We start from the raw sequence: 24,158 nt of genomic DNA, 5'->3' as shown, positions 1-24,158 counted from the left end.
TCGTGACGTTCGTACCGGTGGGCCCTCTCGGGGTGACGGGATCGCGAAAATCCACCTAGTCTCGGGCTGCGCGGGGTCACCGGACCCGGGGGCGGCCAGGGGGACGGCTGCTCCGGCGCCGGGGTCGGGACCACGCCCCGGACGGGCCGGGCCGCGCAGCAGCGCGTGCATCGCGCGACGACGACATCCGGAGGTCGGATTCCGTGTCCTGGCACGTTGCCGCGCTCAACCTCGACAACCTCGGCGATCTGCCGAAGCGGTGTCGGAACTGCGTCTACTGGGAGCTCTCGCCCCAGCTCGCCGACCAGGCCGAGGGGTACGGCACGACCGACCTGGAGAAGGAGGCCTGGCTGTCCGAGGTGCTCCTCGAGTGGGGCTCCTGCGGCCGGGTCGTCTACGTCGGCGGTGCCCCCGCGGGGTACGTGCTGTTCGCGCCGCCGGCGTCGGTCCCCCGTGCCACCGAGATGCCGACCGGACCGGTCAGCGCCGACGCCGTCCTGCTGACCACGATGCAGGTGGCCCCGGAGTTCGCCGGCGAGGGACTGGGCCGGGCGCTCGCCCAGGCCGTCGTGAAGGACCTGACCCGGCGCGGGGTGAAGGCCGTCGAGGCGTTCGGCGACGCGCGCCCCGGCACCGAGTCCGACTGCGTCGTCCCGGCGGACTTCCTCCGCTCGGTCGGTTTCAAGACCGTCCGCCCGCACCACCGCTGGCCGCGGCTGCGGATGGAGCTGCGCTCGGGGCTGGAGTGGAAGTCCGACGTCGAGGCCGCGCTCGAACAGCTGTTCAACACGGTGACCATCCCGATGCAGACCGCGGCGCCGCGCCCGACGGCGACACCGGCCCGCGCGGGGTCCTGCCAGCTCTCGTTCGTGCCGCCCGCAGGGACGATCTGAGGGCGCTCTGAGCGGGCCGTGGACGGCCTCGGTGGCCCGGCCCCGGGTGAGGGGGCCGGGCGGGGCACTGCGGGTCGTGACGGGCCTCAGACGGCCCGGATCTCGTCCCTCGCGTACTCGCGGGCCAGCACGTCGTTGAAGGTGAACGTGCCGGTGGGCTGGTCGTCCTGTCCGAGCAGGTACAGCCGCTTGACGGCGACGAGAATGCCCTCGGCGACGACGTCGCGGAAGCCCGGGTCGAGCAGCTTGCGGCGGTCCCCGAGGTGGGTCAGGTACCCGACCTCGACGCGGACGGCCGGCATCCGGGTCCGGCGCACGAGCTCCCAGGTGCACGTCTGGCTGCGGCAGTCGAGCATCGAGGTCCGGGTGAGCAGCTCGCGCTGGATCAGCCCGGCGAGCGCCTCGCCGACGTTCGACGTGGTGCCCGACCCGTTGCCGAAGTAGTAGGTCGCCAGACCCTGCGCGTGCGGGCTGAAGCTCGCGTCGGTGTGCAGCGACACGACCATGTCGGCGCCGACGTCGTTGGCGAACTGTGCGCGCTCGGTGTCCGGCGGGTTGCCGTTCTCCGGGCGGGAGAGCAGGGCCTCCATGCCGGTGGCCGACATGCGGCCGACGACCCGGCGGGCGAGGTCCCACATCAGGTCGGCCTCGGTGACCCCGCCGACGTCGACACCGCGGTCGTGCCCGCCGTGCCCCGGGTCGATGACGATGCGCTTGCCGCGCATCCGCGGGCCGGCCCGGCGCAGCAGCTCCTGCTCGCGCATGAGGTGCGGACGCCCGCCGGTGACCTTGCGGCCGAGCTGGCGCAGCGCGCGCAGCGTCTCCGGGCCGCAGACACCGTCGGGGGTCATGCCGTAGTCACGCTGGAAGCGGATCAGGGCCTGCTCGGTCTGCTGGTCGAACAGCCCGCTCGGCCGGCCCGGGTTGTACCCGAGCTCGAGCAGGCGTTCCTGCAGGTGGGCGACGTCGTCGCCGGTGGTGGGGGTGGAGAGCGTGAACGACAGCATCCGGTCGCCCAGGCTCCAGCCCGCCTCCCGCAGCGCACGGGCGGTGTCCGGGCCGACGATGCCGTCGGTGATCAGGCCACGGCCCTGCTGGAACATGCGGACGGCGCGGTCCACGCCGTCGTCGAACATGTCCTGGGCGCGCGAGCCCGGCGGAACCGCCGGGAGCAGACCGAGCTGTCCCAGCGTCGTCCGGATCTCGCGTACGGCCGGACCGCAGTCCCCGCGCCGGAGCAGCTGCATGCACCCCTCGCTCGCAGTCGTGAGGCGCCGTGCGACGCCCGTGATCGGTCGGTTTCGCCCGGTGACCGGACGCGTGCCGGACTCATTGTGCCCTGCCCCGCCCCCGGAGGAGTGCAGCGGGGCGGATACGCGCGTGTCCCGGTTGTGATCAACCGGGACACGCAGCGTTATCTCCGTGCGCTATGCAGCGCACGGACAGTGATCAGATGTGGTCGGCAAGATCGGCGAGGAGCGCCGCCTTCGGCTTCGCGCCCACGATCTGCTTTACCGGCTTGCCGCCGGAGAACAGGATCATCGTGGGGACCGACATGACCTGGTAGTCGCGGGCGACCTCCGGGTTGGCGTCGATGTCGAGCTTGGCGACGGTCAGCTTCTCGGAGTTCTCGCCGGCGATCTCGTCGAGCACCGGGGCGACCATCTTGCACGGGCCGCACCAGGTGGCCCAGAAGTCGACCAGGACGGGCTTGTCGCTCTTCAGGACGTCCTGGTCGAACGAGCTGCTGGTGACGTCGACGGTGTTGTTGCCCATGGGGTTCTCCTTCGGTCGCGGATGCGGGTCTGTCGGGTGCCGGTGGGCGGTCAGTGCGCGGCGTCGGCGACGGCGGCCGCCGGGGCGGTCTCCTCCGAGCCGTAGCCGCCGCCGGCCAGCTCGGAGCTGACCTCGTGGCCGGCCAGCCAGCGCTCGGCGTCGATCGCGGCCGAGCAGCCGGAGCCCGCGGCGGTGATCGCCTGGCGGTAGGTGTGGTCGACGAGGTCGCCACAGGCGAAGACGCCCGGGACGTTCGTGTAGGTGGTACGTCCGTCCACCTGCACGTAGCCCTCGTCGTCGACGTCGACCTGGCCCGCCACCAGCGCGCTGCGCGGGTCGTGGCCGATCGCGACGAACATGCCGGTCACGTCGAGCGTGCTGGTCTCACCGGTCACGGTGTCGCGCAGCTGCAGCTGCTTCACCGAGCCCTCGCCGGTCACCTCGGTGACCTCGGAGTTGGTGCGCCAGCGCATCTTCGGGTCGTTCTGCGCCCGCTCGTACATGATCTTCGAGGCGCGGAACTCGTCGCGACGGTGGATGACCGTGACGGTCTCGGCGAAGCGGGTGAGGAACGTGGCCTCCTCCATAGCCGAGTCGCCGCCGCCGATGACGGCGATGTTCTGGTCGCGGAAGAAGAAGCCGTCGCAGGTGGCGCACGAGCTGACGCCGCGGCCGAGGAGCTCCTGCTCGCCGGGGACGTGCAGGTAGCGCGGGGCGGCACCCATCGCGAGGATCACGGCGCGGGCCCGGAAGGTCTCCTTGCCGACCCGCACCTCCTTGACGTCGCCGTCGAGCTTCACCTCGTCGACGTCCTGCGGGCGCAGGTCCGCGCCGAAGCGCTCCGCCTGGCCACGCATCTGCTGCATGAGCTCGGGGCCCATGATCCCCTCGGTGAAGCCCGGGTAGTTCTCCACCTCGGTCGTGGTCATCAGGGCGCCGCCGAACTGGCTGCCCTCGAACACGAGCGGGGCGAGCTGGGCCCGCGCGGCGTACACCGCAGCGGTGTAGCCGGCCGGCCCGGACCCGATGATGATCAGGTTGTGCACCGTGTCGTCGGTGGTCACCGGTACCGATCCCTCCTGGCGCGCCCGGGCGACGGGCGCGATGACGGGGCCTGCGGGTGCCGGCCCGGGTGGCCGGCTCCTGCGTCGTGGCTGCCGTATGGCTCGAACGCGATCCTAGACAGGGGCATTCCCGCTCGTCGGTGCCGTCGGACGTGGGCCGCGTGACCCGGGCGTCGCCGGTGCCCGGCCGGGTCAGCCGGTGGTGGTCTCGGCGAGCACCCGTGCGATGCCCGGCCCGCAGTCCGGCGGTACGACGACGAGCCGGTAGCGGCCCCGTTCCGGCCCGCCGAGGACGAGCAGGACCGCCGGGCGGCCGTCGACGGAGTGCGGGCGGGCCCTCAGGAACGGAGCATCCGGTCGCGGGTCGCCGGCCGCGCTGAGGCAGGCGCGGACCCGGGCGGGGTCGTCGAGCGCGCCGACGGGGACGTCCGCGCCGGCGGCGGCGGACCGGAGCTCCTCCGGGGCGGTCCCGGCGACCGGGACGACGACCGGTGCGGTGGGCGCGAGGGCCACCGCACCGACCCCGGCGACGACGAGGGCCGCCGCGGCGAGGGCGAGCGCGCGCCAGGGACGCCGGCGGAGGCCGGACCGGCCGCGGCGCGCGGAGGTGCCCCGGCCGGGGTCCGGCACCCCGGTGTCCCCCGGTGGGACGAGGGCCGCCACCTCGACCCGGTCCGGCCCGTGAGCCCCTCGCGCCACCTCCGCGGCGAGCCGCGCCCGCATCCGCGCCGCCACGTCGTCCGGCATCGCCACCGGACCGAGCTCCCGGGCCACTCGCGCCCCGACCTCGGTGAACCGTTCCTCGTCGAGATGACATGAAGCAGGTGTGCGGGGTTTGTCGTCGTTCCGACGAGTTATGCTGAATGAATTGTCGTCGGATACATGAGAACTGCTCATCCCTCGTCCTCCCGAAGTACGGGGGCCAGCCGGGCCCGCGCACGGGCCCGGCGGCTCTTCACCGTCCCCGGCGCCACCGCCAGCATCTCCGCCGCCTCCGCGACGCCGTAGCCGAGCCCGTCCACGAGCACCAGCGCGGCCCGCTGGTCCACCGGCAGCAGGGCCAGCGCGTCGGAGACGGCGAGCCGCACCACGAGCCCGCCCGCGTGGTCCCGGGCCGCGACGACCGTCTCCAGGGCCCGCAGCCGGTCCCGTCGCCGCCCGGCCGCGCGGAGCCGGTCGACGCAGTCGTTCACGAGGATCCGGTGCAGCCACGTCCCCGTCGCGGCGTCACCGCGGAACCCGGGCGAGCGGAGCGCGGACAGGAACGCCTCCTGCACCGCGTCCTCGGCCTCGATCCGGTCGCCGAGCATCCGCAGGGCCACCGACCAGAGCCGGTCGGCGTACCTTCGGAACATCTCGTCCAGGTCGGGCGGGGCCCGGTCCGGGATCCGGTCGACGGTCGTCACCCGCGCACGGTAGGCAGCGCCGGGGGGTGCTCACGGGCGTTGCCGGGCCGATCCGTCGCGATCGCGAACGGGGCGGCTCAGGGTGCGGTGCGGCGGAACCCGATGTCGTCGATCTGGGTCTGGTTGTTCGGCCCGAGGTTCGTGATCCACAGGAGCACGTGCTGGGTGGGGCGGCCCGGGTCGAGCCCGACCGTCGTCCGTCCCGAGGACAGGGTGACGGTGTCGAGCAGCGTCGTCTCCGCCAGCGTCGGCTCGGCCGACGGGGCCGAGCGGACCTCGACCACCGCGCCCGCGGTCGGCGAGTCGATGGTGAGCCCGGTGAGCGGCTCGGCGGCGTCGAACGAGGCCAGCACGCCGATCCCGGGCTTGAGCGCCGGGAAGGGCTGGAAGTAGCGGCTCGTCGTCCACACGGTGGAGGGGTCGCCGTCGACGACGTTGCCGACGGTGCCGGCGTTGTCCGCGTCGCCGACCGGGTCGAACACCGTCGCCGACACGTCCGGCACCGCGGCACCCGTCCCGGACGACGCGGCCGGGGCCTGCGCGGCGGGTACCTGCTGCTGCACCGGGGCACTCGCCGCGGGCGGGACGACCACCGGCGGGGCGCCGCCGCCACCGAACAGCATGCCCAGCTGCACGGCGACGTACCCGAGCACGATCAGCACACCGACGGCGAGCACCCCGAGACCGATCCGCAGGTTGCGGCGGCGCCGGGGGTCGTTGCGGGTGTCGGGCAGCCGGTCGGAGTCCTGCCACACGTCGTCGGGCTCGGCGGGGGCGCCGTCGTGCACCGGCGGGAAGAAGGCCTGGTCGGCGTCCTCGGCGACGACGTCGGCCAGCATCCGGTGCATCGCCGCGGCGGTGTGCACCCGGCTGACGCCGTCGCCCTGGCCGAGCGCGCCGCTGCACAGCGTGTCCAGCTCCAGCGGCACACCGGGCCGCAGCTGCGACGCGGGCCGCAGCCGGCCCGCGGGCGTGCGGTCGGCGGCGACGAGCCCGGCGCGGGCGGCGTCGGACACCGACAGCGGCCAGCGCCGGGTGAGCAGGCAGTAGAGGATCCCGCCGAGCCCGCGGACGTCGTCGGCGGCGGACACCGACGGGCGCGGGAGCAGGAAGGCGAGCATGGCGCGGCCGTCCGGGGTGATCCGGACGCGCTGCGGGTGGTCGCAGCCGAGCACCAGGCCCTGCTGGTGGGCCTCGGTGGCGGCGGCCGACAGGGTCTCGACGGCCTTGGCGGCCCGCTGCGCGCGGACCGGGCCCTCGGCGACGGTCTCGGCCAGCGAACGTCCGGGCACCCACTCGGCGACGGCGGCGCCCAGCACGTCGGCCGGCAGGCCGTGCGTGCCCGGGGCCAGTACGTCGAGCAGCCGGGCGCTGCCGGAGTGCTCGAAGCAGCCCGAGCGCAGGGCACGCACGATCATCTCGCCGGCGCGCGCGGTGCCCTCCGGGTCGTCGGACCGGTCGTCGGCGGGGAGCCTGCGCAGCAGCGTGACGCCGACCGGGCGGCGCAGCACGGTGTCCTCGGCGCGCCAGAACTCCGCCCCGGCGGCCGGGTCGGACCCGATCCGCTGGCGGAGCACGTAGCGCTCGGTGAGCGGCGAGCCCGCGGTGGTGCCCGCGGTCTCGCGGACGGGCGGGATGCGCTCGGTGGGCCGGGCCTGGGCCGGCACCGCGGGCACGGCGGCCGTCGGCTGCTCGTCGGCGGGTACCCCGGCGGTCCCGGGCGCGTCGGCGGTCGCCGTGGCGTCGGTGGGGTCGAGCGACGGGTGCGGACGGGGGGCCGCGTCGTCCTCGACGGGGTGGGGGCCGGTCCGGGCAGTGCGCTCGCCGATCTGCCCGCTCAACGGCCTCGCCCTCCCCTGGCGCTCGGTGTCGTGTCCGGCGTCAGCCTACGGCACTCGGTCGGATGTGGACGAGCCGAGAACACGCCCCCGGACCCGTCTCCCCTGTCTTCGGAGACGGGGGTCGATCGGTTTGCCTCCCGGTCCTCCGGATTCGCCGGGAAGCACCTGTGATGCGACGAGCGGTCAATACCGGACGGCGAACGACGGCGGTGTTCCTTGTCTCCCCCGATCGCTCCCCGGGCCTCAGGAGCCGTGGGCGCGTCCGGACGGCGCCGGTCCCGGTGGCACGGGGACGTCCGGGGGCGTGTCGGGCCCGGGACCGGGGCCACCGGACGGGCCGGGTGCGGCGGCCGGACGCAGCCGGCGCAGCACCCGCCGGACCACCAGGACCACGAGGACGCCGCCGGCGATCGCGGTCAGCCAGACCGTGACCGTCCCGTAGACCGTCGACCGCACCCGTAGCCGGGTGTCCGGGCCGAGCGCGACGCCGTCGGGGGTGAGCAGGCCCGCGTCGACGCTGAACACCCCGGAGCGGGTGACCTGGGCGCTGACCCGCACCTGGACGCGGCCGCGCGGCGGGACCGCCTGCACCTCGATCGGGGCGACCCGCAGCCCGGTGGTGCTCGACAGCACCACCCGCACGTTCATCGTCACCGGCAGTCCGTTGGCGACGGTGATCAGCAGCGGTGCGTCGCTGGTCCCGAGCGAGTACGGGCTGGGCGGCTCCACCACACGCACCGACGCGCGGATCTCGGCGATCCGGTCGGCGACGACGGTCTCCTCCCGCTCGGCGCGGGCCGGGTCGCCCCGCCACCACGACGACACCGCCCGCAGCGTGCCGGTCACCAGCGGGTCGAACACGTCGGCGGGGCTGGCCCCGACCCCGGTGCGGGCCTCGGCCGCGGCCCGCAGCGCCTCGATCGTCCGGACCTGGTCGGCCACCCCGGACACGACCGTCCCCGGGATCTCCGCGCCGCCGGCCTGCGGCGGGTAGAACAGCTGTGTCCCGCCCGCCTGCACGTCGCCGCCGATGAGGGTGGACAGGCCGGTCGGGGCGATCCGGCCGTCGTCGATCAGCGAGGTCAGGGCGGTCAGCACCCCGGCGGCGGCCGGCCCGTCCGCGGCCCAGCGGTGCGGCGGCGCGACGACCAGCGGGCCGCCGGCGTCCCCGGCCCGGAACGCGAGCGCCCCGGCGAGGTCCTGGCCGGCGAGCCCGCCCACGTCCCCCTGCTGCACCTCGACGCCCGCGGGTCCGCTCGCGGCCTCGGTGAGCAGCGGGTCGGTGAGCAGCGCGGAGTCGTCGCCGTCGCGGCCGGTGCCGTCGGAGCCGCCCACGCGCACCCGGCCGGAGGCCGCCGTGCCGGTCACCCCGTCGGCGGAGAGCAGCAGCCGGGTCCCGCCACCGAGGGCGTCCAGCGTCGCCTCGTCGACGACGCCGTCGGCGGGCCACACGACGCCGTCGAGGACCGTGGTCCCCAGCTCGGTGGACAGGGTCCGGCGGCCGCGGTCCAGCGCGGTCCGGGCGAGGTCGGCCTGGCCACCGCGGACCAGGGCGACCAGGTCGGCGTCCGACTGCGGCAGCGCGATCACACAGGTCCCGCGCGCGGCGGCGGTCAGCGCCGCGAGCCACTGGCCCGCCGCCTCCGCGCCGCGGCCGGGCACGGACTCGTCGGGGCCGGTGACGACGCCGTAGCCGTCGCGCATGGCGGCCGCGGTGGCGACGAGCTCGGGGTCGATCGCCAGGCAGAGCGCGGCCCGGGTCGGGGACCCGGCGGGCGCGGCCGAGCCGAGCGCCTCGACCAGGCCGCGCAGCCGGCCGCCGTCGGCGAAGGAGGTCGCGAGGTCGTCGTCGGTCAGCAGCGGCTGCTCGCCGGGCAGCGGCGGGATCCGGCGCGGGGCGTCGGTGATCGGGTACAGCATCGTCACCGGCGTGGCGGCGACCGGCGACGACGGCGGCGCGGTCCCCGGCAGCGACGACACCGGCAGCATCGTGCGGACCCCGGCCAGCCGCGACGGCGTGCCGTCGACGGTCCCGTTGAGGTTCACCAGCAGCGGGTAGGTGCCCGGGCCGGGCAGCGCCAGCGTCGACTGCGGGGGCCCGGTGAGCGGGACGGCGTAGCGGAACGGGACCGACGCGCCCGGCGCGAGCGGACCGAGGTCGGCGAACGGCGGCGTCGCGTCGTCGACCGCGGCCTCCCCGGCCAGCGCGGTCCGCAGCCCCGCCTCGCCGGCGAGCAACGGCCCGCGCTGCACCCGGACGGCCAGGTCGTCGACGATCCCCGGGCCGGTGTTGGTGACGGTCCCGGTGACGACCAGCTCGCCCGGCCCCGCCGACGTCACCACCCGCGGGGTCATCGTGCCGACGTCGAGCCGGACCGGGGCGACGGGCTGCTGGGCCGGTTGCTGCGCCGGGCGGTCCCGGGCGGCGGCCTGCGGGGCGCCCGCCGGGAACGCCGCGGGCAGGAACAGCGCCACCACCGCGGTGAGCACGATCGCGACCAGGGCCGCGACCCGGCTCACGCCGTCTCCTCCAGCAGGTTGGCCGCATGCCGGATCAGCCGGCGCTCGTCGGCGTAGGCGAGACGGCCCTCGAGCTCGTCGAGCGGCACCCAAGCCACCTCGGAGACCTCGACGTCCTCGTCGCAGAGCTCGCCGCCGAGCGCGCGCATCAGGTAGTGGTGGACCGTCTTGTGGACGCGCCGGTCCTCGGCGACGAACCAGAAGTCGATGGTGCCCAGGGGAGCCAGCACCTCACCGATGATGCCGGTCTCCTCCTGCACCTCGCGCACCGCGGCCTGCTCCGCGGTCTCACCGGCCTCGATGTGGCCCTTGGGCAGTGACCACAGCAGCCGGCCCCGGCGGTCCAGCCGGCCGATCAGCGCGGCGGCGCCGGTCTCGGGGTGCACGACGAGCCCACCGGCGGACGTCTCGTCCACCGTGCGCAGCCGGCGACGGCGGTCCGGGGACCGGTCGGCGCGCCCGGCACGGCCGGCGCGTGCGCTCCGGCCCTCACGGCCGGGTTCCGCGCCGCGCCCTGCCGAGGAGCGGCCGCGGGAGGTGGACATGTGGCGATGGTAACGAGGAGGTGGCTCGAAGGGGGGTCGACGAGCCGTCCTCGGCCGTGGCGTCACCCGGTCGCCCCGCCGTCGATCAGCGGTCGAGCGGTACGGAGCGACCGGAGGACCCGTGCCCACCGGCCGGGCGCGTTGCCTAGACTGGCCCGTCGTGTCCTCGTCGTCCCCGTCCTCCACCGCCCGACAGGTGACCCGGCCGACCCGACCTCCGGCCGGATCCGCCCCGGACCCGGACGAGCTGCAGCGAGCACAGGAGAACGCCGTGGTCGCACTGCTCGACGTCCCGGCCGTCGCCGACGAGCTGGCCGCCCGTTTCGCCGCCCGCGGTCACCTGCTCTACCTCGTCGGCGGCAGCGTCCGTGACGCGGTGCTGCGCGGCACCGGCGCGTCGACCCGGGACTCCGGGGACCTCGACTTCACCACCGACGCCCGCCCCGAGCAGATCCTCGCGATCGTGCGCGGCTGGGCCGAGGCGGTCTGGGACACCGGGATCGCGTTCGGGACCGTCGGGCTGCGCCGCGACGGGCAGACCCTCGAGGTGACGACCTTCCGTGCCGACACCTACGACGGCACCTCCCGCAACCCCGAGGTCCGCTTCGGCGACACCGTCGAGGGCGACCTGGTGCGCCGCGACTTCACGGTCAACGCGATGGCGGTCGAGCTGACCGGGTCGCACCGGCGCTTCGTCGACCCGCACGGCGGGTTCGCCGCGCTGGCCCAGGGCGTCCTGGACACCCCGGACACCCCGGAGCGCTCCTTCTCCGACGACCCGCTGCGGATGCTGCGCGCCGCCCGGTTCGTCTCCCAGCTCGGGTTCACCCCCGCCGCGCGGGTCACCGCCGCGATGACGGCGATGGCCGACGAGCTGACCCGGATCACCGCCGAGCGGGTGCAGGCCGAGTTCACCAAGCTGATGATCGGCGACCACCCGCGGCGCGGCCTGGAGCTGCTCTGCGACACCGGCCTGGCCCGGCACGTCGTCCCCGAGGTCCCGGCGATGCAGCTGGAGACCGACGAGCACATGCAGCACAAGGACGTCTACACCCACTCGCTCGTCGTGATGGAGCAGGCGATCGAGCGCGAGACCGACGGGCCGGACCTCACGCTGCGCCTGGCCGCGCTGCTGCACGACATCGGCAAGCCGGCGACCCGGCGCAAGGAGCCGGACGGGCGGGTCTCGTTCCACCACCACGAGGTGGTCGGGGCGAAGATGACCCGCAAGCGGCTGCGGGCGCTCAAGTACTCGAAGGCCCTGGTCGACGACGTGTGCCAGCTCGTCTACCTGCACCTGCGGTTCCACGGCTATGGCAAGGGCGAGTGGACCGACTCGGCCGTGCGCCGCTACGTCGCCGACGCCGGCCCGCTGCTGGAGCGCCTGCACCGGCTGGTGCGCTCGGACTGCACCACCCGCAACCGGCGCCGGGCCTCGGCCCTGCAGCGCAACTACGACGGCCTGGAGGACCGGATCGCCGAGCTGCGCAAGCAGGAGGAGCTCGACGCGATCCGCCCCGACCTCGACGGCAACCGGATCATGGAGCTGCTGGGCATCCCGCCGGGTCCGGCCGTCGGGAAGGCCTACCGGCACATGCTGGCGCTGCGGATGGAGCAGGGGCCGATGGACGCCGAGCAGGCCGAGGTCGCCCTGCGGGCCTGGGCGGCCGAGAACCTCTGATCCGGACGTGCGTCCCGTACGGACGTACACATCGATGAACGTTCGTATTACACGAACGTATGGACGATCATGTCCGGTGTACGACGTTGCGGCGAACGGGTGGCGGCATCGCGTCCGCGCCGGAGGTGCGACCATGGACACGTGCGGGAACACCGCGCCACGCGAGGCGCCGCTCTTCCCCCGGTCACGCCGGGGAGTCTGCTCGTCGCCGCCCCCGGTCTGGGCGACCCGAACTTCTCGCGGACGGTCGTCTACATGATCGAGCACCGTCCGCAGGGCAGCCTCGGGGTCGTGCTCAACCGGCCGGGCCAGGCGGCCGTACGGGACGTGCTCCCGCGGTGGGCCGGGCTCACCAGCGACCCCGGGACCATGTTCGTCGGCGGTCCGGTGGAGGCGCGCACCGCGCTCTGCCTGGCCGCCCTGCGGACCGGGGAGACCGGCCGCGGGCTCGGCGGGCTGATGCCGGTCCGGCCGCCGGTGCAGCTGGTCGACCTCGACTCCGACCCGGCTCCGCTCGCGCAGCGGCTGCGCGGCCTGCGGATCTTCGCCGGGTACTCCGGCTGGGACGCGGGCCAGCTGGGCGGCGAGATCGCCCGGGGCGACTGGTACGTCGTCCCCGGACTGCCCGACGACCTGCTGACCACCGTCTACGACCAGCTGTGGGAACGGGTGCTCCGTCGCCAGGGCGTCCCACTGGCGCTGCTCGCCACGTTCCCGCGTGATCCCGCCTGGAACTGAGTCCCCGCGAGCGGTGCGTGGCCTATGGTGAGCCTACCCTTATCCAGGAGGTTCCCGTGGTCGTCGTCCCCCGCACCGTCCCGTCCGCGTCCCGCGGCGCCGTCGACCGGCGCACGCTGCTCGGCGGGGCCCTGCTCGGCGGCCTCGGCCTGCTGACCGGCTGCTCCCCCGTCACCGGCGGCGGACCGGCCGGGACGGCCACCCGCACGCTGCGGACCGCCTACGGCGAGGTCGCGGTGCCCGCGGACCCCGCGCGGGTCGCGTGCGTCGGCTACTACACGCCGTTCCAGATGCAGGCCCTCGGGAAGCGCCCGGTCGCCGTCGCGGACTACACCCCCAGCAGCGCGGCGCTGACCGCGGACCAGAAGACGTTCCTGGAGGGGCTGCCCACCGTCGGGACGGTCGTGACCCCGGAGCCGGAGCGGATCGCCGCGGCGCGCCCGGACGTCATCCTCGGCGAGGCCGACTACGCCGACGAGGACCTGTGGCGCGTCCTGTCCGGGATCGCGCCGACCGCGCTGTTCGCACCCCTGGACAACGGCGACTGGCTGACCGTCGCCGAGCAGGTGGCCGTCGCGGTCGGCGCCGGGGACACCCTCGTCGACGCCCGGGCCCGCTACGCCGCCGGCGTCGACGAGCTCCGCACCCGGCACGCCGCCGCACTGGCCGGGCGCCGGATCGCCCCGATCACCTTCGGCGGGACGGTCGGCGAGTTCTCGGTGCTGCACGCCGACAACCCGTACTGCTCGATCCTGACCGCGTTCGGGGTCCGGCTGGCCGACTTCCCGTCCGCGCCGGGCGACGGCTCGTTCACCACCATCGGGATCGAGGCGCTCGGCAGGCTCGGCGACGCGACCGACATCCTCCACCCGGTCCGCCCGGACGGGGGCACCTTCCCCGCGGTCGACGCGGTGCTGGCCCACCCGCTGTTCACCCGGCTCCCCGCCGCCCGCGCCGGACGTGTCTTCCCGGTCGTCGGCTACGACGTGTTCGACCACGCCACGGCCGGTGTCGCGCAGCGCGAGTTCGCCGCGACCGTGCTCGGGGACCGCTGACCGGCCTACCGTGGGGGTCGTGCTGTTCGACCGTCGTCCCCAGCCCGATCCCGTCGGCCCCGGGCAGGAGTCGGTGTGGGACTACCCGCGCCCGCCCCGGGCCGAGCGGGTGCCCCGGCACGCGGAGCTGTGGCACGGCGGGACGCTCGTCGCCGCGTCGGACGACCTGGTCCGGGTGCTGGAGACCAGCCACCCGCCGACCTGGTACCTGCCCCGCACCGCCTTCACCGACGGCGTGCTGGTGCCCGGTGAGCAGCGCACGTTCTGCGAGTGGAAGGGCGTCGCCCACTACTGCGACGTGCGCGTCCCCGGCGTGCCGCCGCTGACCGACGTCGCCTGGTGGTACCCGCGGCCGGACGCGCGCTACCCGGAGCTGACCGACCGGGTCGCGGTCTACGTGGCGCCGTTCGAGCGGATCACCCTCGACGGGGAGACGGTCCGCCCGCAGCCCGGCGGGTTCTACGGCGGCTGGGTCACCGACGAGGTCGTCGGCCCGTTCAAGGGCGGGCCGGGCTCCCGCGGCTGGTAGCCCGCCCGGGGTCGGGTCCCGGGGATCAGGCCCCGCAGGTCGGGCCTCGCAGGTCAGGCCTCGCGGGCGAGCCCGGTGCGGGCCCCGGGCTCCGAGCCCGGCTCGGTGCCGGTCGCGTCGCGGCAGCCCGCGACCAGGTCGCAGCCGGCGCAGACCCCGCCGCAGCTCGGGGCCGCGGCCTGCGCGGCGATCGCCGCCGCCGCGGCCCGCGCCCCGACCGCGCCACCGAGACCGGCGAGCACGACCGTCCCGACCAGCGCGATCGCACCCAGCACCCACGGGGCGGCGCCGGTCCGGTCCAGGAACAGCAGCACCGTCCCGCCGACCAGGGCGATAGCCCCCGCGGCCCCGACCGGCGGCGCGGCCACCCGGTTGGCGATCGCGAACGCGTCGGCGGTCCGCAGGCTGTCCGCGGTGCGGACGCCGACGAAGCGGTTGCGCGGCAGCCGGCCGGTCGCCCCCAGCACGGCGAGGACGACGAGGACCACCCCGGCCAGCAGGAGCAGGGCGGCGAGGAGCAGGCGGAGCGTCGTGGGCACGTGACCAGGGTAGAACCCGGGGGAACGGGGATGCCCGCCCCGGCTACCCTGGTCACATGTGCACGGCCCGCCGACTTCCCGGCGCGGCGTCGTAGCCACAACACGGCGCCGCGACGGCCCCTCCTGCGTGATGCGCACGAGGGGCCGCGACGTGTTCCGGGCCCCGAGTCGGGCCGTCACGACAGGCATCCCCGAGGTGAGACGGACATGAGCACCGAGACCACGACCGCGTCCGAGCAGCGCGCGGACCGACCGGCGTACCGCTACGACGCCGAGATGGCCGCCCGGATCGAGCGGAAGTGGCAGGACTTCTGGGAGACCGAGCAGACCTTCCACGCCCCCGACCCGGGGCAGCCCGGCTCGGAGAAGCCGAAGGTCTACCTGATGGACATGTTCCCCTACCCCTCCGGGGCGGGGCTGCACGTCGGGCACCCGCTGGGCTTCATCGGCACCGACGTGCTGGGCCGCTACCTGCGGATGAACGGCCACAACGTGCTGCACCCGATGGGCTTCGACGCCTTCGGGCTGCCCGCCGAGCAGTACGCCGTCCAGACCGGGACGCACCCGCGGACGACGACCGAGGCCAACATCGCCCGCTACCGGCAGCAGCTGCGCCAGCTGGGCCTGGGCCACGACCCGCGCCGCTCGGTGTCCACCACCGACATCGGGTTCTACCGCTGGACCCAGTGGATCTTCCGCGAGATCTTCGAGTCCTGGTACGACGCCGCGGCCGACCGCGCCCGTCCGATCACCGAGCTGCGCGCCTCCTTCGAGGACGGCAGTCGCGCCACTCCGGACGGCCGTCCGTGGGCGGAGCTGTCCGAGGGTGAGCGGCGCGCGGTGGTCGACGGCCACCGGCTGGCCTACATCTCCGAGGCCCCGGTCAACTGGTGCCCCGGCCTGGGCACCGTGCTGGCGAACGAGGAGGTCACCCCCGAGGGACGCTCCGAGCGCGGCAATTTCCCCGTCTTCCGCCGCAACCTGAAGCAGTGGATGATGCGGATCACCGCCTACGCCGACCGGCTGGCCGACGACCTGGACCGGGTCGACTGGCCGGAGTCGGTCAAGGCGATGCAGCGCAACTGGATCGGCCGCTCCGAGGGCGCCAGGGTCCGGTTCCCGGTGCAGTCCGGCGCCGACGCGATCGAGGTCTTCACGACCCGCCCGGACACCCTGTTCGGCGCCACCTACATGGTGCTCGCGCCCGAGCACCCGCTGGTGTCCTCCCTGGCCCCCGGGCAGTGGCCCGACGGCACCGACCCGCGCTGGACCGGTGGCGCCGCGACGCCCGCCGAGGCCGTCGCCGCGTACCGCGCCGAGGCCGCCCGCAAGTCGGAGCTGGACCGGCAGGAGAACAAGGAGAAGACCGGCGTCTTCACCGGCGCGTACGCGACCAACCCGGTCACCGGCTCCCCGGTGCCGGTGTTCGTCGCCGACTACGTGCTGATGGGCTACGGCACCGGCGCGATCATGGCGGTGCCCGCCGAGGACACCCGCGACTGGGACTTCGCGGCCGCGTTCGGGCTGCCGCACGTGCGCACGGTGCAGCCGCCGTCGGACTGGGACGGCGGCGCGTACACCGGCGACGGCCCGACCATCAACTCCGCGAACGACGAGATCAGCCTGGACGGGCTGGGCGTCGACGAGGCCAAGCGCACGATCATCGACTGGCTGGCCGCGAAGGGCGCCGGCGAGGGCGTCGTGCAGTACAAGCTGCGCGACTGGCTGTTCTCCCGGCAGCGCTACTGGGGCGAGCCGTTCCCGGTCGTCTGGGACGAGCACGGCCCGATCGCGCTGCCCGAGGACCAGCTGCCCGTCGTCCTGCCCGACGTCGACGACTACTCGCCCAAGACCTACGCCCCGGACGACGCGAACTCCGAGCCGGAGCCGCCGCTGTCCCGGGCGCACGAGTGGGTGGCCGTCGAGCTGGACCTGGGTGACGGCCCGAAGCAGTACCGCCGCGAGACCAACACGATGCCGCAGTGGGCCGGGTCGTGCTGGTACTACCTGCGCTACCTGGACCCGGAGAACACCGAGCGGTTCGTCTCCGCCGAGGCCGAGAAGTACTGGATCGGCAAGGACGCGGCCCGGTCGGTCGCCGACCCGGGCGGTGTCGACCTGTACGTCGGCGGTGTCGAGCACGCCGTGCTGCACCTGCTGTACTCGCGGTTCTGGCACAAGGTCCTGTTCGACCTGGGCCACGTGAGCAGCGAGGAGCCGTTCCGGAAGCTGTTCAACCAGGGCTACATCCAGGCCTGGGCCTACACCGACGCCCGCGGGACCTACGTGCCCGCGGAGGAGGTCGTCGAGGTCGTCGGCGAGGACGGCACGAGCGCCGGTTTCACGTGGAACGGGCAGCCCGTCACCCGGGAGTACGGGAAGATGGGCAAGTCGCTGAAGAACGTCGTGACGCCCGACGACATGTGCGACCGCTACGGCGCGGACACCTTCCGGCTGTACGAGATGTACACCGGCCCGATGGACGCCTCGCGGCCGTGGTCGACGCGGGACGTGGTCGGCCCGCAGCGGTTCCTGCAGCGGGTGTGGCGCAACCTGGTCGACGAGGGCACCGGAGCGGTGACCGTCGTCGAGGACGCGCCGTCGGAGGAGATCCTGCGGTCGCTGCACAAGGCGATCGCCGGTGTGCGCGAGGACTTCCCGGCGCTGCACTACAACACCGCCGCCGCGAAGCTGATCGAGCTGAACAACGCGCTGACCAAGCGCGGGGCGCCGGTGGAGCGCGAGGTCGCGGAGGCGCTGGTGCTGATGCTGGCGCCGCTGGCCCCGCACATCGCCGAGGAGCTGTGGCAGAAGCTCGGTCACGAGGACACGCTGACCTACGCGTCGTTCCCGGTCGCCGACGAGCGCTACCTGGTGGCGGACACCGTCGAGTACCCGATCCAGGTCAACGGCAAGGTCCGCTCGCGGGTCACCGTCGCCGCCGACGCCGGCCAGGACGAGATCCGGGCGGCCGCGCTGGCCGACGAGAAGGTCGTCACCGCGCTGGACGGGGCCGAGCCGAAGAAGGTCATCGTCGTGCCGGGGCGCCTGGTCAACGTCGTCCGGTAGGGAACGCAGGCGACCTCCTGCCCGTTGAGCGGGCAGGAGGTCCGTCATGAGCGCAGTCCTGACCCTGATCGTCGTCCTGGCCGTCGTCGCGGCCGTCGTCTGGCTGGTGCGTCGGCACAACGCGGACAAGGCCGCCGCTCTGGCCGACGCCCAGGCCGAGTCCCGGCGCTGGGTGGAACGCCTCGGCGGCCAGGTCCTGGCCCTGACCGGGACCGACGACCCGAGCCGTCAGGCGCTGGCCGACGCCGCCGAGCGCTACACCGCCGCGGGCTCGCAGATGGAGCAGGCGCGCACGGCCGCGCAGTGCCGGCAGGTCACCGAGACCGCCTACGAGGGTCTCTACTACGTCCGCGCCGCCCGCACGGCGATGGGCATGGACCCCGGGCCCGAGCTGCCGCCGCTGCCGGGCCAGTCCCGCGCCGGTGAGGTCACCGAGGACCGCGAGGTCGAGGTGGAGGGCCGCAGCCTGGGCGCGTCGCCGCGGCCGACCGACCGGAACAGCCACTACTACCCCGGCGGGACCGTCGCCGGGCGTCCGGTGCCGCGCGGCTGGTACTCCGAGCCGTGGTGGAAGCCCGCACTCGTCGCCGGGGCCTGGGGTGTCGGTTCGGCGCTGCTGTTCACCTCGCTGTTCAGCGGGATGGCCGGCGCCGACCCGGCCGCCTACGCCGACGGGTTCGCCGACGGCGCCGCCCTCGACGACCCGGGCTTCGACGGCGGTGCCGACGGCGGCTTCGACGGCGCCGACCAGGGCGGCTTCGACGGCGGGGGCCTGTTCGACAACGACTCCGACTTCGGCGGGGACTTCTTCTGACCCGCGCGCTGTAACGGCCGGCCCCCGGGCGGCATCCCCTCGTCCGAGCGACCAGCCCGTGGTCGCACGGCGAGAGGGGCCACGTCATGACGTACTACCTGCAGGCGATGCGCGGGTTCTCCGACTTCCGGGGGCGCGCCCGGCGGGCCGAGTACTGGATGTTCGCCCTGGTCTACCTGGGGATCTACCTCGTCGCCGGGACCCTGGACGTGGTCCTGGGGACGACGCAGCTGCTCGGCGCCCCGGTGCTGGCGACCGTGGTCGCACTCGTCCACCTGGTGCCCGCGATCGCGCTCCTGGTGCGGCGGCTGCACGACACCGGCCGCAGCGGGTGGTGGTACTTCATCGGCCTCGTCCCGCTGGTCGGGGTGGTGCTGCTGATCGTGTGGCTGGCGGCCGACGGCGAGCACCGTCAGAACGCCTGGGGTGACGACCCGAAGCGCGCCGAGCGTGCTCCCGCGCAGTTCGTCGCGCCGCAGGCCGGGCCGTACGGGGTCCCGCCGCAGTTCCGCTGAGGCAGCGGGCCGGACCCGGCCGGTCAGGCGCGGGACCCGCGCCGGACCGGCTTCTCCGGCCGCCGGGTCGCCCCGTTCCCCGGGTCCGGCGGCCCGGACAGGGCCGGCTCGGCGAGCCAGGCCTCCACGGCGTCGAGCACGAACGCGGCGTCGTCGAGGGCCGCCCGCGCCTCCGCCGCCGGAGCGGTCACGTCCGAGTGGTCGGCCAGCGCCCGCCGGTTGTAGAGCGACCGCAGCAGCCGCCCGGCCCGCGGGTCCAGCGACCGTTCCCGCACCACCCGGCGCACGAACGCGCTGACCACCTCGGAGTGCTCGGCGCGGGTCTCCCCCAGCACCAGCAGCGCGGTCTCGGCGGCCCGGAACGCGGCGTGGAACGCGCGGGAGACCGCGGCGTCGCCGAAGCCGTTCTCGGCCAGCACCCGGGCCCCGCCCAGCTCGACCCGGGCCCGCGCGATCCCGCCGTGCACCCGCCGGGTCACCGGACCCGCACCGCCTCGGCGCGGGCACGCACGACCGTCGGGTCGGCGGCGCGGACGAGCTCGCCCTGGCCGACCGGCAGCACGCTGATCGTCAGCCCGGTCCGCCGGGTGTGCTGCCACAGCACGTCGTCCATCGCGCGTACCTCCTCCCAGGGCAGGATCGGGAACCCGTCGTCGTCGAGCACCACGAGCAGGTCGATCGCGGACTCGACCGAGCCCTCCCCGCTGGCCCAGGACCCGAACAGCAGCACCTGGCGCAGCCGGGGGCCGTAGAGCAGGGCCAGGTCGTCGGCGACGGCGGCGGGCACGTCGTCGTTGGACGGGTCCGGGTCGGGGTGGCGTGCCCGGAGCCGCTCGCCGTCGTCGGCGCCGATCAGGCCGGCCGCGACCAGCCAGTCCGCCGCGCGCCGGCGGGAACGGGCGTCGCGGAAGCGGTACCACTGGTCGCGGACCTCGGGGAACTCGAACAACGTGTTCTTGAACCGGCGGAACGCGCCCCGGCCGTCGATCGCGCGGTCCAGCAGCGCCGCGGCCCGGCGGTGCTGCACGCCCGCGGTGAAGTCGGACATGTCCCGGTAGGACTCCCGGCTGGTCACCGGCCGGATCTCCACCCAGTCCGGACCGGGCCGGTCGTCGCCGGACACGCCGTGCACCTCGGCGTCGGCCGGGTCGAGGTACCAGGTGACCTCCGGCGTGCGGTCCTCGAGCGCGTCCGCGAGCGCGGACAGGTCGAGGCGGGCGGGGTCGAGCACGGGGCGACTCTATGCCCGGTCCGGTGCGCGTGGCAGCCGCCGCGGGCCCCTCAGTCGTCCTCCTTCTCCCCGGAGCCGAAGAAGAAGTGCGCCACGAGGACCGCCCCCCAGATCCCGATCGGGAAGATCGGCCAGAAGAACGGGAGGCCCTCCCCGCCGGAGGACGAGGCGAACGCGGTGACGACCCAGATGCCGGTCAGGATGACCGAGGTGCCGGCCCACGAGCGCCACTCGGTGAGGTGCTCACGCCTCGCTTCGGCCTTCTCCACCTGCGCCGTCTCGGCACGCACCGACGGCAACGTCGTGCGTTCCACCGCGGGCAGGTCGGTGACCAGCCGGTCGAGGTCCGCGCGGACGGTCGCCGCGTAGGCCTGCTGCAACCGCTCGTCGTACTCGGTCAGTGACAGCCGGCCCTCGTCGTGCGCCAGCTTCAGCCGTTCCGCGGTCTCGCTGCGGTCGGCGTCCGACACCCGCATCACGGACCGCTCGTCGTCCCTGGACTCCCCCATGCCCGTCGAGCGTAGCGACGGGGAGGGCCACGGGGGTCTGTCGTTCGGACGATCCCCGCCCCCGGGGCGGGGCCGAACGGGTGGCGACGGCGACGCCGACGAGGCACAGCAGACCGCCGGCGAGCGCGGCCGGTGCGGGTACCTCCCCGAGCAGCGCCCAGGACAGCCCGACCACCAGCGGCGGGATCGCGTACGTGGTGGCGGCCAGCCGGCCCGCGGTCGTGCGGGTCAGGGCGTACCCCCAGGTCAGGAACGCGACACCGGTCGGGAACACCCCCAGGTAGACGACGCCGGCGACGGCCGTCGGCGGCGCGGTGGCGAGCTCGGCGACCAGCGACGGCAGGAACGGCAGCAGCGCGACGGCCCCGGCGACGGCGCCCGTCCAGGTCATCGTCAGGGCGTCGACCCGGGGCAGCAGCCGCTTCTGTGCGACGGCCGCGCCCGCGTAGACCAGTGCGGCGAGCAGCCCCAGCAGCACCCCGGACAGGTCGGCGCCCCCGGCGGAGGAGGCCGCCGCGATCAGGGCCACCCCGGCGAACGCGACGCCCATCCCGGCCAGCAGCCGCGCGGGGAAGCCCTCCCCGAGCAGCAGCCCGGCCAGGACGGCGACGACCACCGGCGCCACGTTCACCAGCAGCGCGGTGGTGCCGGCGTCGAGGTGCCGCTCGGCCGCGTTCAGCGCGAGGTTGTAGACGCCGAACCAGGCCGCACCCCAGATCGCCACCGCCGCCAGCAGGCGTCCGCGCGGTGCCGGCGGGGCCGGGGCGCGTCGCCGCGCCCGCACCACGGTGAGGATCGCGGTCAGGGTGAGCGCCCCGACCAGCATCCGGCCCGCGGCGAGCGTGCCCGGGGAGAGGTCGTGCCCGACGGCACGGATGCCGACGAAGGCCGACGCCCACAACACCACGGTGACCGACGCGGCGAGCGCCGGGAGAGCACGGGTCGAGCGGTTCATGGGGACCAGCCTGGCGCTCCGGATACTTCAGCACCAGCGATGATTCCTTCTCCTGGATTCAGTGCCGCTGTACTGTCGAATCGTGCTCGACACCCACCGCCTGCGCGTGTTCCGGTCCGTCGTCGCCAGCGGCTCGGTCCAGGCCGCGGCCGCGAACCTGGGCTACACGCCGTCGGCGGTCAGCCAGCACGTCACCACCCTCGCGCGGGAGACCGGGCTGACCCTGTTCGAACGGGCCGGGCGCGGCCTGCGGGCCACCGCGGCCGGGGTCCGGCTGGCCGAGCAGGCGGATCTGGTCCTGGCCCGGATCGGGGAGGCCGAGGCGGTCGTCGCCGACCTGCGGGCCGGGCGGACCGGCACCCTGTCGGTGGCCTACTTCGCCTCGGTGGGCTCGGCCTGGCTGCCCCGCGTGGTGCGCCGGCTGACCGGCGACTTCCCGGGCGTCCGGCTGGACCTGCGGCTGCGGGAGTGGCTGCCCGACGACCCGGCCGACCGTGCCGACGTGCAGATCGCCGTCGAACGGCCGGACTTCGCGGCCTGGCCCGGCTTCTCGGTGACCCCGCTGCTCTCCGACCCCTACGTGGCGGTCCTGCCCGTGGGGCACCCGCTCGCCGGCCGGGACGAGGTCGAGCTCGCCGAGCTGGCCTGCGAGCGCTGGGTGGACAACGACTTCGCCCGCGGCTGGTGCCGCCGCAACCTCGTCGAGGCGTGCACGGCGGCGGGGTTCCGGCCGCCGTTCCACGTCGAGGCGCACGACTACCCGACCGCGCTCGCCTTCGTCGCCGCCGGGATCGGGCTCACCGTGCTGCCGCGCCTCGGGGCCGCCCACCTCCCCGCCGGGACGTGTGCGGTGCCGGTCGTGCGGCCGACCCCGGTGCGGTCGATCCTGGCCGTCGTCCGCGACGCCGTCGCCGCCGCACCGCCGGTGGAGGCGGCCCTGGCGGAGCTGCACGCCGCGGTGGCGGCGGGACCGGCCCCGGTGTGATCCCGGCGCAGGTCAGCCCTGGGGGCGGACCACGATGTCGGTGAGGTGGGCGTCGCGGGTCGCGGTCAGCGCGGCCAGGATCGCGGCACCGACCGACTCCGGGCGCAGGAACCGCGAGCCGTCGTACTCCCCGCCCTCGTGGGCGACGACCCGCTCCTGCATCGCGGTGTCCACCCGGCCCGGGTGCACGGAGGTGACCCGGATGCCGTGCCCGGACTCCTCGGCGCGCAGGGCGTCGCCGAACGCGCGCAGCGCGAACTTGCTCGCCGCGTAGGACCCCCAGCCCGCGCGGGCGGTGAGCCCGGAGCCGGAGTTGACGAGCACGACGTCGGCGCCGGTGTCGGCACCCGCCGCGCGCAGTGCGGGCAGCAGCAGCCGGGTCGCCTCGGCGACCGCGACGACGTTGACGTCGAACTGGTGGCGCCAGGTCTGCGCGGTGGTCTCCGCGACGGTGCCCAGCTCCCCGACCCCGGCCGAGTGGACCAGCGCGTCGAGCCGGTCGATGCCGTCGAGGGCCGTGGCCAGCGCGTCGTCGTCGGTGAGCTCCACCGCCACGGTGCGGACCGCGACCGGGCCCGCCTCGGTCAGCTCGCCGGCCAGGGTCTCCAGCCGCTTCTCGTCCCGGCCACCCAGGACCAGGTCGTAGCGCGGCGCGAGCAGCCGGGCGGTGGCGGCGCCGATGCCCTGGGAGGCACCGGTGATCAGGGCGAGCGGGCGGCGGGGAGCGGTCACCCGGTGAACCTACGACGACCGGCCCCGTCCTGCGCGAGGACGGGGCCGGTCGCACCGGGGAGCGTGCGCGCTCAGAGCTGAGCTTCGTTCCGCAAGCTTCTCTCAGACCCGGCGGGCCGAGTTGAACGGCATCCGGTCGATGTCGGAGATCTTCACCGGCTGGCCGCTGGTGGAGGCGTGCACGATCTGGCCACCGCCGATGTAGATGCCGACGTGGCTGACCGGGCTGTAGAAGAAGACCAGGTCACCGGGCTTCAGGTTCGACTTCGACACCGGGGTTCCCACCTGGGCCTGGGCCCGGCTGGTGCGGGGCAGGTCCTTGCCGGCCTTGGCGAAGGCGTAGCGGACCAGGCCGGAGCAGTCGAATGCGCTCGGGCCGGTGGCGCCCCAGCGGTAGGGCTTGCCGAGCTGGGCCATCGCGGTCGACATCGCGCCGCTGCGCGCGGCGGCGGCCTGCGCGGCCGGGGCCGCGGCCTGCGCCGCGGAGGAGACCGACAGCGCGGCCGGGTTCGCGCCCAGCGCCGGCAGGACGTTCGCGGCCGGGGCGACGTCACGGGTCACGGTCTCCGCGGCGGGTGCCGCGGAGGCGGCGTCCGTGGGGGCCGCGGTGGCGGCGGGGAGCACGGACAGAACTGCGGCCGCGGCGGCGGTGGTGGCCACGACGGCGACGCGGAGCGCCGGAGCGGAATGACGCTGGGGCACGGTGGGGTCCTCGGGATGTTGCACCACCGGAGGAGCGGTCGGGGCGGGACCCGTGGGCG

Annotated in this window: 23 protein-coding genes and 2 pseudogenes; 9 read left to right on the top strand and 16 right to left on the bottom strand. The window is 75.0% G+C overall.

Annotated elements, in window-relative coordinates; genetic code table 11:
* Positions 1-203: 203 nt before the first annotated feature.
* The gene (locus tag KPL57_RS32605; RefSeq protein ID WP_224401046.1) at positions 204-893 is read left to right on the top strand and encodes a GNAT family N-acetyltransferase; all 690 of its coding nucleotides are present in this window, start codon (positions 204-206) and stop codon (positions 891-893) included.
* Between the two features lie 86 nt (positions 894-979).
* Here KPL57_RS32605 and KPL57_RS32600 read toward each other — a convergent pair whose 3' ends face one another.
* The 8 genes from KPL57_RS32600 to KPL57_RS32565 form a co-directional block, all read right to left on the bottom strand.
* Positions 980-2,140 carry an N-acetylmuramoyl-L-alanine amidase gene (locus tag KPL57_RS32600; RefSeq protein WP_073573702.1) on the bottom strand — a complete coding sequence of 387 codons (1,161 nt, stop codon included), beginning with the start codon at positions 2,138-2,140 and terminating at the stop codon, positions 980-982.
* A gap of 202 nt (positions 2,141-2,342) precedes the next feature.
* Positions 2,343-2,669: a thioredoxin gene (trxA, locus tag KPL57_RS32595; RefSeq protein WP_020622767.1), complete on the bottom strand. Its 327-nt coding sequence runs from the start codon at positions 2,667-2,669 to the stop codon at positions 2,343-2,345.
* 50 nt (positions 2,670-2,719) lie between these two features.
* Positions 2,720-3,733, bottom strand: a complete 1,014-nt coding sequence (gene trxB / locus KPL57_RS32590; RefSeq protein WP_073573701.1) for a thioredoxin-disulfide reductase — start codon at positions 3,731-3,733, stop codon at positions 2,720-2,722.
* A gap of 192 nt (positions 3,734-3,925) precedes the next feature.
* Entirely contained in the window at positions 3,926-4,486 is a 561-nt protein-coding gene (locus tag KPL57_RS32585) for a hypothetical protein (RefSeq protein ID WP_226354454.1), read from the bottom strand.
* 140 nt (positions 4,487-4,626) lie between these two features.
* Positions 4,627-5,139 carry a sigma-70 family RNA polymerase sigma factor gene (locus KPL57_RS32580; RefSeq protein WP_226354453.1) on the bottom strand — a complete coding sequence of 171 codons (513 nt, stop codon included), beginning with the start codon at positions 5,137-5,139 and terminating at the stop codon, positions 4,627-4,629.
* Positions 5,140-5,216: 77 nt separating this feature from the next.
* Positions 5,217-6,980, bottom strand: coding sequence for a protein kinase family protein (locus KPL57_RS32575; protein ID WP_226354452.1), 1,764 nt, complete (start codon positions 6,978-6,980; stop codon positions 5,217-5,219).
* A 243-nt stretch (positions 6,981-7,223) separates the two neighbouring features.
* Positions 7,224-9,500: a DUF6049 family protein gene (locus tag KPL57_RS32570; RefSeq protein WP_226354451.1), complete on the bottom strand. Its 2,277-nt coding sequence runs from the start codon at positions 9,498-9,500 to the stop codon at positions 7,224-7,226.
* Entirely contained in the window at positions 9,497-10,045 is a 549-nt protein-coding gene (locus tag KPL57_RS32565; RefSeq protein WP_202417219.1) for an NUDIX hydrolase, read from the bottom strand. Before KPL57_RS32565 ends, KPL57_RS32570 begins: the two co-directional genes overlap by 4 nt.
* A 196-nt stretch (positions 10,046-10,241) precedes the next feature.
* Here KPL57_RS32565 and KPL57_RS32560 point away from each other — a divergent pair, with 196 nt between their 5' ends.
* The 4 genes from KPL57_RS32560 (at position 10,242) to KPL57_RS32545 (ending at position 14,048) form a co-directional block, all read left to right on the top strand.
* Positions 10,242-11,726, top strand: coding sequence for a CCA tRNA nucleotidyltransferase (locus tag KPL57_RS32560; RefSeq protein WP_308253062.1), 1,485 nt, complete (start codon positions 10,242-10,244; stop codon positions 11,724-11,726).
* Positions 11,727-11,867: 141 nt separating this feature from the next.
* Positions 11,868-12,464, top strand: a complete 597-nt coding sequence (locus KPL57_RS32555; RefSeq protein WP_073573695.1) for a YqgE/AlgH family protein — start codon at positions 11,868-11,870, stop codon at positions 12,462-12,464.
* A 56-nt stretch (positions 12,465-12,520) separates the two neighbouring features.
* Positions 12,521-13,519, top strand: coding sequence for an ABC transporter substrate-binding protein (locus tag KPL57_RS32550; protein ID WP_226354450.1), 999 nt, complete (start codon positions 12,521-12,523; stop codon positions 13,517-13,519).
* A gap of 19 nt (positions 13,520-13,538) precedes the next feature.
* Complete coding sequence (locus tag KPL57_RS32545) at positions 13,539-14,048, top strand: DUF427 domain-containing protein (RefSeq protein ID WP_226354449.1); 510 nt, start codon at positions 13,539-13,541, stop codon at positions 14,046-14,048.
* A 53-nt stretch (positions 14,049-14,101) separates the two neighbouring features.
* Here KPL57_RS32545 and KPL57_RS32540 read toward each other — a convergent pair whose 3' ends face one another.
* Positions 14,102-14,587 carry an SdpI family protein gene (locus KPL57_RS32540; protein WP_226354448.1) on the bottom strand — a complete coding sequence of 162 codons (486 nt, stop codon included), beginning with the start codon at positions 14,585-14,587 and terminating at the stop codon, positions 14,102-14,104.
* Between the two features lie 207 nt (positions 14,588-14,794).
* On the opposite strand from KPL57_RS32540, the gene leuS reads away from it, so the two are divergent.
* The 3 genes from leuS (at position 14,795) to KPL57_RS32525 (ending at position 18,985) form a co-directional block, all read left to right on the top strand.
* Positions 14,795-17,656: a leucine--tRNA ligase gene (leuS, locus tag KPL57_RS32535; RefSeq protein ID WP_308253061.1), complete on the top strand. Its 2,862-nt coding sequence runs from the start codon at positions 14,795-14,797 to the stop codon at positions 17,654-17,656.
* A 46-nt stretch (positions 17,657-17,702) separates the two neighbouring features.
* On the top strand, positions 17,703-18,470 hold the full coding sequence (locus KPL57_RS32530) for a hypothetical protein (protein ID WP_226354447.1): 768 nt from the start codon (positions 17,703-17,705) through the stop codon (positions 18,468-18,470).
* A gap of 86 nt (positions 18,471-18,556) precedes the next feature.
* Positions 18,557-18,985, top strand: coding sequence for a DUF805 domain-containing protein (locus tag KPL57_RS32525; protein ID WP_226354446.1), 429 nt, complete (start codon positions 18,557-18,559; stop codon positions 18,983-18,985).
* A 23-nt stretch (positions 18,986-19,008) separates the two neighbouring features.
* Here KPL57_RS32525 and KPL57_RS32520 read toward each other — a convergent pair whose 3' ends face one another.
* The 5 genes and pseudogenes from KPL57_RS32520 to KPL57_RS32500 form a co-directional block, all read right to left on the bottom strand.
* Positions 19,009-19,464 (bottom strand): HEPN domain-containing protein, encoded by a 456-nt coding sequence (locus KPL57_RS32520; protein WP_226354445.1) that lies wholly within the window; start codon positions 19,462-19,464, stop codon positions 19,009-19,011.
* Entirely contained in the window at positions 19,461-20,216 is a 756-nt protein-coding gene (locus KPL57_RS32515; protein ID WP_226354444.1) for a UPF0158 family protein, read from the bottom strand. The genes KPL57_RS32520 and KPL57_RS32515 overlap by 4 nt, the downstream gene beginning before the upstream one ends.
* 50 nt (positions 20,217-20,266) lie before the next feature.
* Positions 20,267-20,506, bottom strand: a complete 240-nt coding sequence (locus KPL57_RS70495) for a hypothetical protein (RefSeq protein WP_226356731.1) — start codon at positions 20,504-20,506, stop codon at positions 20,267-20,269.
* An 87-nt stretch (positions 20,507-20,593) separates the two neighbouring features.
* Positions 20,594-20,692: pseudogene (locus KPL57_RS70490) on the bottom strand (DUF1707 domain-containing protein); the annotation flags it as partial.
* 127 nt (positions 20,693-20,819) lie between these two features.
* A pseudogene (locus tag KPL57_RS32500) lies at positions 20,820-21,680 on the bottom strand (DMT family transporter); the annotation flags it as partial.
* Between the two features lie 82 nt (positions 21,681-21,762).
* On the opposite strand from KPL57_RS32500, the gene KPL57_RS32495 reads away from it, so the two are divergent.
* On the top strand, positions 21,763-22,665 hold the full coding sequence (locus tag KPL57_RS32495) for a LysR family transcriptional regulator (protein ID WP_226354443.1): 903 nt from the start codon (positions 21,763-21,765) through the stop codon (positions 22,663-22,665).
* A gap of 12 nt (positions 22,666-22,677) precedes the next feature.
* Here the strand turns inward: KPL57_RS32495 and KPL57_RS32490 are convergent, their stop codons facing one another.
* Positions 22,678-23,397 carry an SDR family oxidoreductase gene (locus KPL57_RS32490; protein WP_226354442.1) on the bottom strand — a complete coding sequence of 240 codons (720 nt, stop codon included), beginning with the start codon at positions 23,395-23,397 and terminating at the stop codon, positions 22,678-22,680.
* 102 nt (positions 23,398-23,499) lie between these two features.
* Positions 23,500-24,099, bottom strand: coding sequence for a C40 family peptidase (locus KPL57_RS70485; RefSeq protein ID WP_226354441.1), 600 nt, complete (start codon positions 24,097-24,099; stop codon positions 23,500-23,502).
* Positions 24,100-24,158: the final 59 nt, after the last annotated feature.

Source organism: Pseudonocardia sp. ICBG601 (genome assembly GCF_020496245.1).
The sequence above is the reverse complement of the archived record's forward strand: the minus strand, read 5'-3'. Positions and strand labels throughout refer to the sequence as shown.